Annotated in this window: 16 protein-coding genes; 2 read left to right on the forward strand and 14 right to left on the reverse strand. The window is 33.7% G+C overall.

The features are described from left to right. Nucleotides 1–412: 412 nt before the first annotated feature. The 3 genes from ACIP9G_RS02485 to ACIP9G_RS02495 form a co-directional block, all read right to left on the reverse strand. Nucleotides 413–1,033 carry an NAD(P)-dependent oxidoreductase gene (locus tag ACIP9G_RS02485; RefSeq protein ID WP_401017136.1) on the reverse strand — a complete coding sequence of 207 codons (621 nt, stop codon included), beginning with the start codon at nt 1,031–1,033 and terminating at the stop codon, nt 413–415. Nucleotides 1,034–1,129: 96 nt separating this feature from the next. Beyond that, nucleotides 1,130–1,795, reverse strand: coding sequence for a hypothetical protein (locus ACIP9G_RS02490; protein WP_401017137.1), 666 nt, complete (start codon nt 1,793–1,795; stop codon nt 1,130–1,132). A gap of 154 nt (nt 1,796–1,949) precedes the next feature. Next, nucleotides 1,950–2,348 (reverse strand): hypothetical protein, encoded by a 399-nt coding sequence (locus tag ACIP9G_RS02495; protein WP_401017139.1) that lies wholly within the window; start codon nt 2,346–2,348, stop codon nt 1,950–1,952. 387 nt (nt 2,349–2,735) lie between these two features. On the opposite strand from ACIP9G_RS02495, the gene ACIP9G_RS02500 reads away from it, so the two are divergent. Next, entirely contained in the window at nt 2,736–3,164 is a 429-nt protein-coding gene (locus ACIP9G_RS02500; RefSeq protein ID WP_401017141.1) for a hypothetical protein, read from the forward strand. A 179-nt stretch (nt 3,165–3,343) separates the two neighbouring features. On the opposite strand, the gene ACIP9G_RS02505 is transcribed toward ACIP9G_RS02500, so the two are convergent. Beyond that, complete coding sequence (locus ACIP9G_RS02505; protein WP_340824160.1) at nt 3,344–3,646, reverse strand: hypothetical protein; 303 nt, start codon at nt 3,644–3,646, stop codon at nt 3,344–3,346. A gap of 711 nt (nt 3,647–4,357) precedes the next feature. Between ACIP9G_RS02505 and ACIP9G_RS02510 the strand changes: the two genes are divergently transcribed. Continuing rightward, the gene (locus ACIP9G_RS02510) at nt 4,358–4,657 is read left to right on the forward strand and encodes a transposase (protein WP_401018146.1); all 300 of its coding nucleotides are present in this window, start codon (nt 4,358–4,360) and stop codon (nt 4,655–4,657) included. Nucleotides 4,658–4,742: 85 nt separating this feature from the next. On the opposite strand, the gene ACIP9G_RS02515 is transcribed toward ACIP9G_RS02510, so the two are convergent. From ACIP9G_RS02515 to ACIP9G_RS02560, 10 genes are all read right to left on the reverse strand, one after another. Then, on the reverse strand, nt 4,743–4,943 hold the full coding sequence (locus ACIP9G_RS02515) for a cold-shock protein (protein WP_024360941.1): 201 nt from the start codon (nt 4,941–4,943) through the stop codon (nt 4,743–4,745). A gap of 327 nt (nt 4,944–5,270) precedes the next feature. Further along, a complete protein-coding gene (locus tag ACIP9G_RS02520) occupies nt 5,271–5,825 on the reverse strand; it encodes a DNA-3-methyladenine glycosylase I (protein ID WP_401017143.1) in 555 nt (184 codons plus the stop codon). A gap of 30 nt (nt 5,826–5,855) precedes the next feature. Beyond that, a complete protein-coding gene (locus ACIP9G_RS02525) occupies nt 5,856–6,452 on the reverse strand; it encodes a class I SAM-dependent methyltransferase (protein WP_401017145.1) in 597 nt (198 codons plus the stop codon). A gap of 473 nt (nt 6,453–6,925) precedes the next feature. Next, nucleotides 6,926–7,117 carry a hypothetical protein gene (locus tag ACIP9G_RS02530; protein WP_340824153.1) on the reverse strand — a complete coding sequence of 64 codons (192 nt, stop codon included), beginning with the start codon at nt 7,115–7,117 and terminating at the stop codon, nt 6,926–6,928. A 533-nt stretch (nt 7,118–7,650) separates the two neighbouring features. Beyond that, complete coding sequence (locus ACIP9G_RS02535) at nt 7,651–9,225, reverse strand: right-handed parallel beta-helix repeat-containing protein (protein WP_401017147.1); 1,575 nt, start codon at nt 9,223–9,225, stop codon at nt 7,651–7,653. Between the two features lie 269 nt (nt 9,226–9,494). Then, entirely contained in the window at nt 9,495–10,397 is a 903-nt protein-coding gene (locus ACIP9G_RS02540; protein ID WP_401017149.1) for a hypothetical protein, read from the reverse strand. A gap of 77 nt (nt 10,398–10,474) precedes the next feature. Further along, a complete protein-coding gene (locus ACIP9G_RS02545; protein WP_401017151.1) occupies nt 10,475–12,157 on the reverse strand; it encodes a methyl-accepting chemotaxis protein in 1,683 nt (560 codons plus the stop codon). Between the two features lie 371 nt (nt 12,158–12,528). Then, a complete protein-coding gene (locus tag ACIP9G_RS02550; protein ID WP_401017153.1) occupies nt 12,529–14,082 on the reverse strand; it encodes a YndJ family protein in 1,554 nt (517 codons plus the stop codon). Beyond that, the gene (locus ACIP9G_RS02555) at nt 14,051–14,662 is read right to left on the reverse strand and encodes a DUF4166 domain-containing protein (protein WP_340824148.1); all 612 of its coding nucleotides are present in this window, start codon (nt 14,660–14,662) and stop codon (nt 14,051–14,053) included. Before ACIP9G_RS02555 ends, ACIP9G_RS02550 begins: the two co-directional genes overlap by 32 nt. Beyond that, the gene (locus ACIP9G_RS02560) at nt 14,659–15,606 is read right to left on the reverse strand and encodes a DoxX-like family protein (protein ID WP_401017155.1); all 948 of its coding nucleotides are present in this window, start codon (nt 15,604–15,606) and stop codon (nt 14,659–14,661) included. Before ACIP9G_RS02560 ends, ACIP9G_RS02555 begins: the two co-directional genes overlap by 4 nt. Between the last annotated feature and the right edge of the window lie 156 nt (nt 15,607–15,762).

Below are 15,762 nucleotides of genomic sequence, written 5' to 3' on the forward strand. Positions count from 1 at the left end.
AACGTATACATTTAATAACAACTTCATTGTATACATTTGTATACATATTGTCAACGATATACTTCCTCTATAAATTAAAGCCTTTTCAACAGGGAAAAACTCTTTAATTTATCTGTTGCTAGAGTAAAAATATAATAATGGATAAAATAATTGTATTTTTATAGTTTTCAGGCGGACGGCTAGTCAAAAATAGCTTCCATAGCATATGAATAGTAATGTAAAGCATAATCAGCTTTTACAAAAAACTCTCCTGTTTTGGGGCTACTTTCTATCGAAGGTAGCCTTTTTTATTTAACTTTTTAAATGTTAGTCAACTAATTTTGTAAAAAAACACACTAGCTTTAACAAATTATTGTTAAAACTAGTGTGTTTTAAATTTATACAGCCGCTTAAAAAACATCATATTTTTCTTTTAGTAAGCTATGCCTACCCGAGATTTCACAAATTTTGTACATTGAATTTGTTGGTAGGTAAATTCCGCAGTATCAGCTACTGAGATTTCAGTTCCACCCTCAGGTAAGAAATCTCGTTCTACGCGATAATTACCAGTATAATGTCCATCGGGTAAATATGTAGGGCAAACAATCGTCCATTCCATATCAGATTGTTCTAATATCTTCAATACATTGTGGTGTTCTTGGGCTGCTCTTGTTGTCTTTCTTTTCGATTCACTGGATTGATATCGTAGTAAACTGGGCGTTAGACGGCTTTGTAATATTCCTGCTGTTCCAACAGTAATGATTCGATATAAATTTCTCTTTTTCATCTCTTGTATAATTAGAGGTAAACTTTCTGTCAATGTTTTTGTACCATCAGTATTTAGTGCACTAATGACAACATCTGCATTAGCCATAACAGATGCAATATCTTCAATGTTTAAGACATTCCCTTGCTTAACATGTAAATTTTCATCGGTTATGTTCATTTTACTTGGCGTACGAACTAATGCTATTACGTGATGGCCTTCTTTTAATGCCAATGAAACAATGTGACTACCTACACGACCGGTAGCCCCAAAAACTAATATATTCAATATAATCACCTCTTTCCTAGCGATTATAGCATAGGTCGTTTTGATTTACTTTCGCATAACAATGGGCACATCTCTAAGAGTGTGCCCAGTTGTTTACTATTCGATATAGGATGTTGCGATCGCTTGAGCTAACGTAGTGCCACCATCAATATTTTCATAATTATATGGACCTAATGGTAACCCCCAAATTTCAACAAAATCTCCCTCAAGGAATTCTGTTGAATGATAACCAATTGCAAATATAGCATTAAAATCCATATCTTCAATTAGAATGATTGATACAGGTGTTCCATCATCTAATGTCTCCTCTTGAATCTGAATGATATCGCCTGCAAAAGTTACCATTTGCTCTAAATACGGCTTTACATTTTTATTTAAATGCTTGGAAGTGATTTTATCATCTGCAAGCTTTTTCGTCTTTTGAATTGCATCTTTTGATAATGCAGGGAACAAATCTGCATTTGTTGAAATAAAATTATATGATTGCTTATCCAATGTTAATTGTTCTTCTGTAAGACTAGGAATATCTTCTAAATAGTTTCTAGCATAATTAACCGTTACAACCGGAGCAGCTGCTTCTTGTTCTATTTCATCCTTTTTAGCTTCGTCTTTGATTTCAGATTCTTTTTCAGGTGATGATTCTTCCTTCTTTGTTTCACTCGATGGTAAAGAGGTGTTACCGCTCTTACTTACTTCATTTCCACATGCTGCTGCCATAATTGCTACTAAAGATAGTACAGCCATTAATACAAACTTCTTCATCACTAAATCCTCCCAATATTTCTTTCAACATACTTAATATACCAATAAAGGGAAGTATAAACTATAATAATTTTACAATATTTTTCAAATTAAGATAGATACAACTATCTATTTTGTCTTTTAGGATTAGACCTTCTTGCATATACAAAAAAATTCAATCTATATTTGTAAGTTGAACATCTACAATAAACAAATTAAAGTTATTTTTTTCGGCAATACCAGTTACTATTTTTTGAATTTTACTTTCTGTGCTACTATCTAATTTCTCTAAATCATGTAAATGTATAGTAATAATTTGATTGTCCGAAGAGTCAATTAAATATTCAATCGTACTATCAGGTTGATAGCCTTCAGCGCGTAACGCCATAATTATTTTTTTTGTTAATTGAGTACTTTGTAATTTTTGTGCTATGTCCTCAGCATTTTTTGTTTGTGAAGAATTATATTGAGTAATTTGGACAGTTGAAGGCATTTGATTTTTTATATAAATTGCTAATAAGACGATCAAAACAATCACTATAAAAAAAAGGCCTCTTTTTAGTCTTTTATGCACCCACTCTAGCTCTCCTTTATCAATAAAATACGAAACCTTAAAGAAATCGCTTTTAAAGAAGAAATTTGATATATGAGGAATTAGCGGTCGTAGTAGTTATATGAAGTTAATTACAGAGGTATAACTTCATACTTCGTTCTCGTTTTAGTTTGTGTTAATGGAGCATACTTATCACCCATTTATTTTTAGACTATGTTATCTAACCTATTTTTTTATACTATCTGTTTCTTTTAGGTATACATACCAATTTATTTTTTTGAAATAACATTTAATTTTAAATCTATTTGATGGACATTTTACCAAGTCAATTGCATTTCAATTCATAGTATATAAATGTAACGCTGGCGCTCGCATTACACAACAAACTAACAAAAGGGAGATAATAGAATGGAAGATAATAGATATTTCAAACATATGAATTGGGATTATAGCACATTTGAAAAGAAATGTTGCTGTGGTAAACATGACCAAGAACATAAGGAGAAAGCATGCTGTCATAAATATGATGACTGGAAACATAAGCAGCATCATTGTGATTGTAAAGAAGAGAAACATTGCTGGAAAGAAGAAAAAGATGAATGCAAAGATGATCACCATCACTGTAAAGGCTGTATTTGTCATTTATTAAAATGCTTTGAGTTAGGAACTACAGTTGATGTTTATTTATCTGGTGGGGGTAGCTTCCTTGGAGTTGTATTTTTAAAATTAGATAACAGAAATTGCTGTGCATATTTTGTTGAAAATGGAGCAGCATTCGAACCAATTATTATCGATTGCGAGAAAATTGACGCAATTAGACGTATTGCAACTGTGTAATCATAAACTAGCGATCAACTAACTCTTAATAAGCATCTGCTTGCAATCTAAAATACTTTTCAGTTTGCTCAGACAATGTCTGCTGCGTTAACCAATCATTAATTTATCCATTATTGTCAAGCAGATGCTTTCTATATAAACCATTGACCATTTAATTTCATTACAGTTGCAAAGCTCCGTTATCCATTTACTATTACTTTTACAATTGGTTCTAGCTTTCCTATAAATACATCTCCTAAATAGTCTACATCGATTACAACTGCACGCGGTTCAAAACGTTGGATACTGTCAATAATACGTGCGGTATTCCGTCTCTTTGCTATTTGAAAGGGTACTTCCATCTCCTTTTTCTTATCTCTCACCCTTTTTTCTGGGTAAGACATGACAAATGTAGATAAAATATAAGCAACATTTTGCAATACTTCATCAACACCAGTTGCACAAAAATCAATATTGCTCGTAGCAGTAACTTGATGTGTCATCCTATCAACCTTTCTACAATAATCCAATTTATTTTCATGTTGCGTATATGGATAGTATCATCCCTTTTTCTAATACTGATGCTTGAAGTTTCACTAGGTTCAAAGCAACACTTAGTTATGTATGCCAAAACGGCAAAGTATATGATTAGCTACAATATGCATAGTCTGTCATTTATATTTGTTTAAACGTACCTTATCTTGTTAATGCATAATAAATTACATATAACCAACTAAAACAACCGTGTATAATAGCCCAAATTATTGAATGATTGACACTCCATGAAATTGTAATGGCTAGAACTGAGCCAAACCCTATTCCACTTTTTACAACTGATTTATTCTCCATTTTATACACCTTCCTCTTCGTGTGTAAAAAACGATTAACTTTTATTTTCATTTCTCCCCTTAATTTCTTTACTTTCTCATCATCAGGTTGATTGCTCATGTTTACCATGTTGGTACATAAATCATTCTATGTTTTGTAAGGCATAGCCATCCTATATTCGCATATAAATTTCTAATTTTACTTATACGGGTGATACCCCTTATACGCCTCTCACTTATTCTTTATTACCCCATTATCAATTATTTAACACTTCTTATTACTTAAATGCTGTTTTCCATGTAATAGAATGGGAATGTTTAATACAGCGAATGTTTATGTCTAAATGTCTGTGGTCATAATTAGGTAAAGGAAGTGATTGATTGAAAATGTTATTGGTAGTATCAAGCATAATTGTTCCTTTCGTAATGCTTTTACTTCAAAAGAAAAGCAAAATCGTACGCCTTTTGTTTAACGTTCTAGCAGTTTTTGCTATGCTCGTATTTGGAGGCATTGCATCTACCTCCATCTACCAAATCATTGTGGATAATGCAGTATTTATGACAACAATCCATGCCATTTTTTTAAATCCATTATTTTTAGTATCGGGTGCTTACATTGGCGTCTACATTATTTACAGGCTGATGCTTTTAACATGGCATGAAAATAACATTAACCATCCTACATGAACATTTCTCTGTATAGCGGATGTTTCTACAGCACAAAAAAAGAGGCACTCCCGAAGGATGCCTCTTTTGCAATTGCAATTATTAATTAAAGTTTAACGATGTTTTTAGCTTGTGGTCCGCGGTTACCGTCTTCCACTTCAAATTCAACTTTTTGACCTTCGTCAAGTGATTTGAAACCTTCACCTTGAATCGCTGAGAAGTGAGCGAATACGTCTGCTTCACCTTCAACTTCGATAAATCCAAAACCTTTTTCTGCGTTAAACCATTTAACTGTACCTTGTTTCATATACGAAACCTCCAAAAAAATAAATTAATAAACAATTTCTTCAAAAAAAAATTCACCTATTATAAAAAGTACCGAAAAACACGATTACTTTTTGTAATAGGTGAATTCAATATTTTAAATCAAGAAATCTTTTTATTAATTTTATTATATACGAAAACATACCAATTGTCTAGCTGTATTTCGTTATTTTTTTAAAGCAGACGAGCAATACACCTTCATTTAAGTCACTTTTCAAGTGCCATACTTCAGCTTTAGAGTTGTTGTTGAAGGCGCTTTCTTCTTGGACGATGATACACGCTTTTTTCTTTTACTAACACTCTGCAATTATCATTGACGACAACCGCAATCAACAATATGATCATTGACCATACCTACTGCTTGCATAAATGAATAACAAATTGTACTTCCAACGAATTTAAAACCATCTTTTTTTAACTGTTTGCTCATTCGTTCACTTAGCTCTGTTGTCGCGGGTACTTCAGCTATAGTTGCCCAATTGTTGACAATAGGCTGATGATCGACAAAGGACCATATGTAATCAGAAAATGATTTATGTTGTTGTTGTATTTTCAAAAAAGCTTGCGCGTTCGTTACGACACTGGCTATTTTAAGTTTATTGCGAACGATACGCTGATCTTCTTTAAGCTCAGCTAACTTATCTTCTGTATATGTGACGATTTTGGAGGCATCAAATTTGTCAAAAGCCTCACGGTAGCCCTCTCTTTTTTGTAAAATCGTCCACCAGCTAAGTCCGGCCTGTGCTCCTTCTAGACAAAGCATCTCAAATAAGTGTTGATCGTCATAAACTGGTACCCCCCATTCCTTGTCATGATAATCTACATACAGAGGCTCGTCTAACTTCACCCATTCACATCTTTTCATCTATTCAACCTCCATTTTAATTTTTTTCGGTTATTTAGTGCCTACTATATAGAGCCAGCCATTTTTTGTATGTTCTTGTATGCTCACCGATTGAAAACCTACACTGTCGAATAGCTGCCTTAGCTCTATATTGGTTTTATAGTCCTTCCTATGATAATTGATTTTGTATATTTCTGAAATGATAATAAACTGACCACCTTGTTTTAAAACCCTAAATACTTCTTTAACATCGTTTGCTAAATCTCCCCAAAAATAATGTGTTTGGCATGCTGTTATTTTATCAAAAAAAGCTTCTGGATATGGGATATTAGAAACACTTGCCTGTTTTACAATTACTTTACCACTAGCTACATCTAACTGATTTACTTTCATAGTATTTCTTATCGCTTGTTCAGAAAAGTCGATTCCATAAATCTTTCCATTGCGATTGATTTTGGATAATGCTTGGATCGTTCTTCCACCACCACATCCAATATCTAAAACAGTATCTCCATTTTGAATTGCACCACTCTGGATTAACCAATTATTTATTCCACTATGAGCTACATTCATAATATGTAGCATTACTGAGCCTATCAACCCTCTTGGACGCTTCGCCTGTTCAATAAGTCTTTGTAAAATAGTCAATCTAAGTAAGCTCCTTTACTACGAAAGTTTTCCAACGACTTGACTAGTATCCTTTATTTGTGAATTTGCGTGTGAATTAAAAAGAAATTGTCTTAGAAATGATTCATTTTTAATATAAATGATAGGTGTCTCTACGTTAAAAAAGGAAATTAATTCTATCTAACAATAGTACAATTTGATGCTTTGACACAGACATTTACGATTGTTATTGAAAATAATCGTTTTGCATAATGAGCAAGAGCAATTGGTTTTCATTATCATCTCCATCCCATATATGTTTTCCTTAATATCTTTTACGTTTATCCATCATAAAAGTTTCAATATTTTCCATTTCTTAAAAAAGAAAAAATCACAGTTTTATACCACTGTGATTTTTATTACTTAATATATATATGAGTTCACTTAATATTGACAAATTGTTCTATGGATTTGTCAGGACATTTTTTGCATTCCTTCGACAAAATCACACTGCATTAATTTAAATATGTATTGTTTGAAGTATTTCGTTCGCGCTCATCTATTACTAGATGGATAATAAATGCTAGCTGTTGCTCAATTAACAGATTATTTTGATGAAATATATCAGCTATTGCACTTTTTTGGTTATCTGCCAATTCAACCTTCTTAAGCATCAACATAATTTCTTCTTTCGAAAGCCCAAACATCTTTTCTCACCCCATTTCATATTCCAAAAATAATTCACTATTCCAAAAACATTATCCAAAGTTCTAGTACAGAAGACAAGCATTATTATTAATGAACCATTTTTACTAATTATAGGATATAACACACGAATTAATCAATCTAAAAACTAAATTTTCTAATAACATATTCTTCTATTAATGCACTCATTATTATATTGTATATAATATTACAAATACTTTATTCTTCAATTCCAATAAATTAACAAGGTTTTCTAACATAATACTCCATTGAGCAATAACAATGGAACATTTTTCACACTTTAAAAAGAAATTTTTTTATGTCGAAATCCAGTAATCTTTGTCAATATTTTGCATGAATTAAAAGTAATCTTCAAGTATTTACACTCGTACCGTCCAAATAATTAAAGTGTTTTCTTCTTTTGTATTTTTGAAAGCTATAATAATCTATATTGCTCTATATGAAGGACTATTTTTGGGTATTCACATAAAAAAAGTAATTTCAAAATTTCGAAACTACTTGTGTTACACTTTTTTCATTGTTCCCCCTTGCTAATGTTGGATGTACTGTACTTCTCAACGAGCCGCTGTATGTTTTCAGTCGTTACGGGCTGTAAATTTGGACGTGTGATTTTTGAGGAGCTATCTTTTTGACATTTGCCGTCGTTAAATTGCCCACGTATATATAGCTGGCTTTGTTCCTGAACAATTGCTGCTGTTTTGACATGAGGTAAACTTATGTTGACGATTTCAAGGAGGGATTGATTGGTCATTGCTAAAAATGTTCGTTCGGTTTCATCGATTGCGCAATTTTGGATGCGTCCCATTGACTTATCAGACCAAAAAATTGAATAAGGGCTTTGCTGACAGTGCAAAAATTGACTGTCTACCACTTCAACAATTGCATCAATACATGTAATACCATTACCTATAATGTGTTTAAAAGTACAATTATTCGCAAAAAGACGTGCATTATTTATATAAATATGATGGCTTTCAAAATTCTGTATGTGTGAATTTTTCAGTGTAATCTTCGCATGGTCATTGCCATAAATTCCGCCCGTCTGTCCAGAATGTATAATGCATTGATCGGCTACAAGTCCACTTGCGTCTACAATCACATGAAATTGTGTATGGTGATGTATATCACATTCCGTCATTATGACATCAGCTTCGTTAAAAATAGTGACACCTGTTGTACTACCTTTTCTCACATGACATTTTCGAACCTCAGCTTTACTATTTTCAATAAACAACTGTGGCTTTACATGTTCAAATAACAGACAATCATAGATGATAGCTTTTGATTTTTCACCTATATAAAATCCGTTACTTTGACCATTTGCAATGATACTATCTGTCGCAACAATTTCACTTTCATGGACAACTACATTTGTTCCTATATGATGTTTTATCTCACAATGATCCATTGTTAATTTAGAACCACTAAATACTTGAATTCCTAGATCTTTTCCTCCATGAATTACTGTATTTATCATATTAATTGTGCATGAAGCTGCAACAATTTGTGTTTTTTCGTGTCCGTGAATTTCACAATCCTCTATCGACATTTTGACATTCCGTATGGCAAAGATTCCATTCGTCGCACCCTCTAACAACAAACATTTTGTCATTGAAATTTCACTATTTTGCACGATGATTTGTGCCTTGGCATGTTGTTGTATCGAAGACTCCGAAAGCATTACGCTAGACCCATTATCAATTCGTAGTCCAAATTGATTGGAAGGGCTTGCTATAATATCGACATTTTTCATCATTAGACTTCCAAAGTTAACTGTTACTTGCGTACTTACCATTTGTTGCTCAATTACGCAGTTTTCAAGCTGTAAATCACCTTTAATATAAATTCCCTGTCCCTGACTAAAACGAAGATTCCGCATTTCTACATGTGTTTGATAGCGAATAAATACGCCGCCTTTAATCGTGACATCGCCCTTACCATAAAGTGTTAACCTTTTTGAAACCTCAATACTTTCTTCGTAAATGCCATCTCTTATTTCTATAAAGTCACCTACTTTAGCTTCCTCTAGCGCTTGGTTAATACTTTGATAACGGTGCATTAAACTTTTTTTTACAACAAGCGTTGCCATCCACTTACCACCTATCTTTTACGATTTTCCTTAGCTCACTACCTTTAATCAATCCTTTACATCCTATTTATATACCTATTGAACTTCCTGTTATACAATTTTGTACAAATAATTTACAATTCACTTGGAAGTGCCTAATGGATGCCTATAAATTTCATAAGAAGTAGTTACTGAATTAACCGCTATTTCTAATGCTTCAAAAGTAAATTTTAAAAAATAAAAACCAGCAATAATGCGATTAATTCGCTTATTACTGGTTTTTCTCTCAATTATTTTTTTCGTTTAATGAAGAAAATTGCTATGATTACTGCAACTAATGCAATGATTGCAACAATCCATATTGAGCTTGTTGAAGTTGTGTCATTTCCTTCGTTCTTTTTCAGCTCTTCACGTGGTGTTGCAGTTCCTTCATACTTATTTGTTGTATCTTCGGTTGTTTGTTGTGTAGTCGAAGCAATTTGAATATATTGTAATGTCGGTGTATTTGATGACTGTTCTTCTTCATGTCCATGATGGTGACCACCGCTCGTCGTCAAAATAGATTTTTCTAAGTTCTGACCAATCCAGCTTTCAGGGTCTGTTGAATCAGCAAAAATACGAGGATGACCTGATAGCATATACGTTTTGCCTTCAATGATAACGCCCATGTTATCTCCTGTTACGACATCTTCAATTGTTCCAGTTGGGCCATAAGAAAAACCACCCATTTGAAGTAAAGTATGGCCACCCATATCCATATCTAAGTTTTCAGATAAAAAGGTAATATACTCCTCTTTTGTCAACGTTGCATCTGGTTTTTCAAATTCATATTTATTATGCAATAATGCTGTATTAATTTCTTTATATGTAATGTCTCCTTCTAAAGAAGATACATATTCTTCATTTTTCGCTGCTTGGGCAAGTTCTTCCACCGTTGAACCTTCAAGACCGAAAAATGCTCCTATCCAGGCTGCAAAATCTTTACGGGATAAGTTTTCAGATGGGTTCAATGCCATGTCGACACCGTTATAACCAATAAGCCCCATACTTTGAAGGACCATGATTTCTTCTATATTCGCTGAAGTTGCAGAAACATCTGTATAAAGCATACTTTTATCCATCGTATGCGCAGAGGCTACTGCAGGCGCCATAAGAAGTGCACTCATTAATATTAATAGTATATATTTTCTCAATTTTACTCCACCTTCCATTACAATAGTATATCGTCTAATTGTGATGAAAGTATGAAATCAGATAGGTTTAATAATTTTTATAATTTAAATTTACCAACTAGGTCATTTAAATTTTCTGCCATTACCGCTAAATTACTTGAACTATTTTTAATTTCGTCCATAGAGCTTGCGGCTTGTTCTATCGTCGCAGAAGTTTCTTGAATACCTGCTGCTGATTGCTCTGAAACAGCAGCAATTTCATCAACTGATTTATTAATATCCATCGTACTTTGTACAACCTCTTCTAGCTTAGTAGACATGTGAACGATGCTAGATGACATGGAGTAAACAGCATTTGCAATATCACTAAATGTCTCATTTGTGGAAACTATTTGTGTAGTACCTTTTGCAACCTCTCCATAACCTTTTTCTAATGATGTTGTTACAGTCATTGAATCATCTTGAATTATTTTTATAATATTAGTGATTTCATTAATTGATGCAGATACTTGTTCAGCAAGTTTTCGAACTTCATCCGCTACGACGGCAAAGCCCTTACCATGCTCCCCAGCACGTGCCGCTTCAATTGCAGCGTTTAGTGCCAATAAATTAGTTTGCGCAGCTATTTCTTGAATAACTGCTATAATTTTAGAGATTTCCTGCGTTTGTTTATTTAACTCATCTACCTTTTCAACCGAATCCTTCACAATAAAGTCAATCGCCATCATTTGCTGTGTAGAAGCTTCCATAAGCTCTTTGCCCTCTTCTGTTAACCTCATCACGGATTCAGAGAACTGATAGACGTCTTTACTACTTTGATTGACATCTGTTACTTTCGTTGAAAAGTCCGTCATACTTGTCGCAACATCAGAAGCATTACTCGCTTGCACTTCTGTTCCACTCGCTATTTCTGCAACCGTATCAACGATTTGCTCTGTACCATCTTTGACCTCTGTAGCTGATTGCATTAGTTCTTCACTATGTGTAGCAACTTCATTTGATACCGATTGAATATGTTTTAACAAATCATTTAAGATTTGAGACATAGTGTTTGTTGCTTCTGTTAATTGGCCTATTTCATCCTTTGTTTTTACAATTAGAGCAGGCTCACTTAAAACACCTTCTGTAATGCGCTGCATGCGTTTAGTAATCAAAATAATTGGTTTAGAAATAAGACGAGCACTAATTAGCGCTGTAATAATTGCAATGACGACTATAAGTATTCCAACGATAATACTCGCAGTTTGCTTCCGTTCCCCCGAAGTAATTAGTGAATCTCCAACTGCATTAATGGATTGTTTACGTTGTTCCGCTAAGCCTTCATATCCTTCACGAATTTCCGTAGCTTTCGTATCCATTGCCGCTAAATTATGTACAGCTAATTCCATATTTCCTTGATCATATACATCAAATACTTCTTTTTGGACATAGCTACTCCATTCTTTCGCCATTTCCGAATACTTGTTAAATTCCGACGATTCCGAAATAGATAATCGTATTTTTTCATTTTTAAGTGCTCTCTCTACGTTTTCACTATAAATATTTTTATATTTTTCATTACCAGACAACACATATCCACGTGCTGCCGCAATCCGTAATCCAATAGTTGATGCTAACTCATAATCTGTAATTAATAATTGTAATTCCTCATTTACAATTTGTTCAGTTGCATTATTACTTTGCGATATTTCGTAAAAATTAAAACTAATATAAAAAACAATTACTGCTACTACAATACTAAATGCAAAAACAATTCTTTTGCCAATAGATTTAAAGTGCATTATTCAATCTCCCCTTTTTTAAAGTCATATTTTAATCCCCTTCACTTTGCTAATGAAATATAATATAAAACTTTTTTAAACCGAAAAAAATCTTTGCTTACAATCAAGAAATTTTAACTCTATTGCACAATATTAGTAATCTACCATTTTTCTTTTGTTTCAGGATGATTTTAGAATTTTTCTTATATAAAATTGAATAAATTAGTAGTTTCTTTGTGTTTTTCAGCATCCTTTTTACAAATTGTTTTCCCTATTGGATTATAAATGAGGGATAATACTAAGACTTTTCACCCGTTTTCGATGGTATTATAGCTACAAAATTAAATCTCCCATTTCGTTTTCAAAATGAAATGGGAGATTTATGGGTCGTCTTATTTTTCTTCGATCTGATAATCTATACGTAAAAAAGGCAGTCCAAAAATGCGCATCGTATGAACAGCAGATAATGTTGTCTCATTTTTAGCACTAATAGTAAAATGCTCATTTAAAGGCAGTCTAAATACATAGTGTTTCATTGCTAAATAGATGCCTGCATCCCCTCCTCGGGAGCTTGTTATATGTAATTCCCCATCTTTTTCATATACATATAAAATACCTATCATTGTTGAAAAAGGAAGAGGTAATGCAATATTCATATACGTTGTTTGAGCTGTCGTATGTTGTGAATATATGGCCACAAAAGTTGTTTGCTCATCGATTTTTCGAATCCATGCACGTGGGGCATGTCGACCATCTTGTCGATCATCTACTTTGACAATAATGCCATTCATCTCTACTTGCTTGCTTGTCAAAGGTAAATTAAGCTGCTGCATCCAACGGCTTATGCCTTGATAGATAAACGCTAGTGGTTTAAACCATGCCCGCCATTGTACGGAAGCATTTAGTCGATAACAGTTCGTTTGTTCATAAAAATGAGGAATGACTTGAGGAAGCTTACGCGTATCTACAAATTCTTGAAGTGCATCAACTAAACCTGCATGGGCATCTCCTGTTGTATGTAATTTTCCCCGTATACGACTTACTGGAAAAGTAAATGGTTGATGGGTAGATTTCGGGACTTCTAAGCCCCATGCGATTACGCCGACTAATCCAAACAGCAAGCAATTCACTAAGCCATGAAATGTTAGCATATCAGGTATACTGACAAGAATTATGCCAGTAAAATTACCAAATGCGTAAAGTAAGGACCATAATATTGTCAAACATAATGAACCATAAGAAATCCGCAACAAGAGACCCTGTCTTCTAGGCAAACTTGTCTTCAACGAAAGTGTAAACAGCCAATAGATAGCACCTATGTAAAGCGCAACTGACACAATTTCAATGATTGTTGAAAACGTAATTCCGAGTGCAACAAGCAGTGGACCTGTCAATAAAATCAAAACGACGATATTGTATCCTTTATTTTTATGTATCCTTCCAAACAAACCAATAGAAATAGCTAATAAACATGCAGAATAATGAAAGTGGATTGCAGTTAACCACGTAATTAACGGCGAAAATCCTGTATCAATCTCCGCAATATAAGCAAAAAACCATAGTCCTCCAATAAATATATATATGAGCCCAATATCTATGGCGATTTCAGCGGTATTCGTAAAACCACGCTGTAAAAATCGTGTCAAACCCTGTAGTGCAATAAACGCTGTATAAAGAACATACACAACAGCTAAGTAAATTGCTAACTCACTATCAGCTAACCAATGTAATAGTGTTACAGCAAGCATCATCGCAATTATAATTACATGACCTTTTTTATCGAAAGCTACAACCATTTTTAACATAGCAGGGACTAATACAAGTTGAGCAAATGTAAGCAAAATCAAATAATCGGGTTGCTTACTAAACAGGTAGCAGATGATTATGAGTACCCAACCAATTAATAACACAGGACTAAAGAGATGTTTGCGTAAATTCGCCAGCATACATCATTAACCTCCCTAAAAGTGGATTATGAATATATACATGAATTGTAAAAACATTTCTGTTATCATCATAGCCTTCCTCGACGATTACATGCCCTTCTAACATTTTAGGAATTTTACATTCTAGTTTAGACATAACAAAACGCTGTGCGCCAGACCGTATTACTAATTTTCCCTCTTGTGTTACAGAAAACAATAAGTCGGAATAGAAAAGAGCTGGTGAGCCCAAATAATCCTTTACAACTTTTTTGACCGGATCTACCGTCATTCTTGCATCAAAATGCCTTGTTTTTTTAGTCATAAAAAAAGTTCGTTCCCATTTTACTTCTAGTTCTCCATTAGGTAATTGGCGACAAGTATTGCTTATTGTAAATGGGATATGCTTTCCGGATTCGGGAAATAAAAACTTAAACCTTGCAGCAACCATATAAAAAGGACGCATCCATTTTGCACCTGATTCTATGCTATGCATAACACCTTTTGCATAAAAAGTTTGATTTAATGGTAATGCATAGCGTTGTTGCAGTTTCGGATGAAGTTTTTTAAAATCCTCACCTAATAATGTTTGGTAAATAGTCATCCATTTTCCCCTCGCTTTCGTTTACAACTTTTCGCACTAGGTAAATCTTTACTAAGAATAAACCCAACAATGGAGAGTACCCATAATGCGCCATTAAAGGTCACTGGATTAAATGGCGCCATCGCAATATTTGTATTTACAAGTACTGCGCCGAGCGTTAATAATGGAAACAAAATAATTTGTAACCGAAAGAGCATCCGCTTCCCTCTCGGTAATAACCAGCAAAGCGCAAAAATCATTTCTGCAATACCAATACAAAAAACTAGAAAAGTCTCATTATTTAGATTGGCGTCACTTCTCGTTGTTGTGGCACCATTCAAAATGGAAAGTGATTCCTTTACCATCATTATTTCTTCAGGATGCTGAATCATCACTTTTGGTACAAGGCCATGGTACAGCCAAACAATGCAAAAGGATATACTAATAAGCATGGTTAAAAAGAAGCGAACATATTGGGTACTTGGTTTTTCTCCCTTCTCTAACCATCTTTTTAATACGTCAAAGCTGAGTGCTGTTGCCCACCCCATTAGTGGACGAAACGTAAAATCTAATAGTTTACCAAGTTTCCCATAACGCACCTCATAATCATATTGCGTTAAAAATGTTACGCCTTGCTCTTTAGGGATATACCTCCAGTATCCTTTTCCCTCTGCGATTGGCGATATTTTCTGGGGAGTCCCAAAATGCAAAGAAGAAATTTTCGTACCATCTTTTTTCATATGCTCCCCTTTGCTTTCTCCCCAACCACTTACTGTTAAACCAGGCATAACCTTCGTTTCATAGGTAAAGCGTTGTGGTTCATTCGGAAACTTTTTATCTTCATATGTAATTTTAGTAAAACGCAAATCCCACTGCTCATGGAGCTTCGGATTTTGAGTATATTTCCATGCATCTTCAATTGATGCTTGCATATCAATCTCAACGTAAATCGGCTTTTTCTTCATTCCACTCTCTCCTCAAGAAAATTTACCTAAAACTCTTTTTCTTTCACACATTTGTTTGTGTTCAAATTTTCAATTTAGAACCTCGAAACTAGCGAATACAGTTTATACTATATTTAACATTATAACAGTGAATTTCCTATGATTAACCCCGACATT

Source organism: Lysinibacillus sp. NPDC093197 (genome assembly GCF_044754025.1).
In the GTDB taxonomy this organism is placed as follows: domain Bacteria; phylum Bacillota; class Bacilli; order Bacillales_A; family Planococcaceae; genus Lysinibacillus.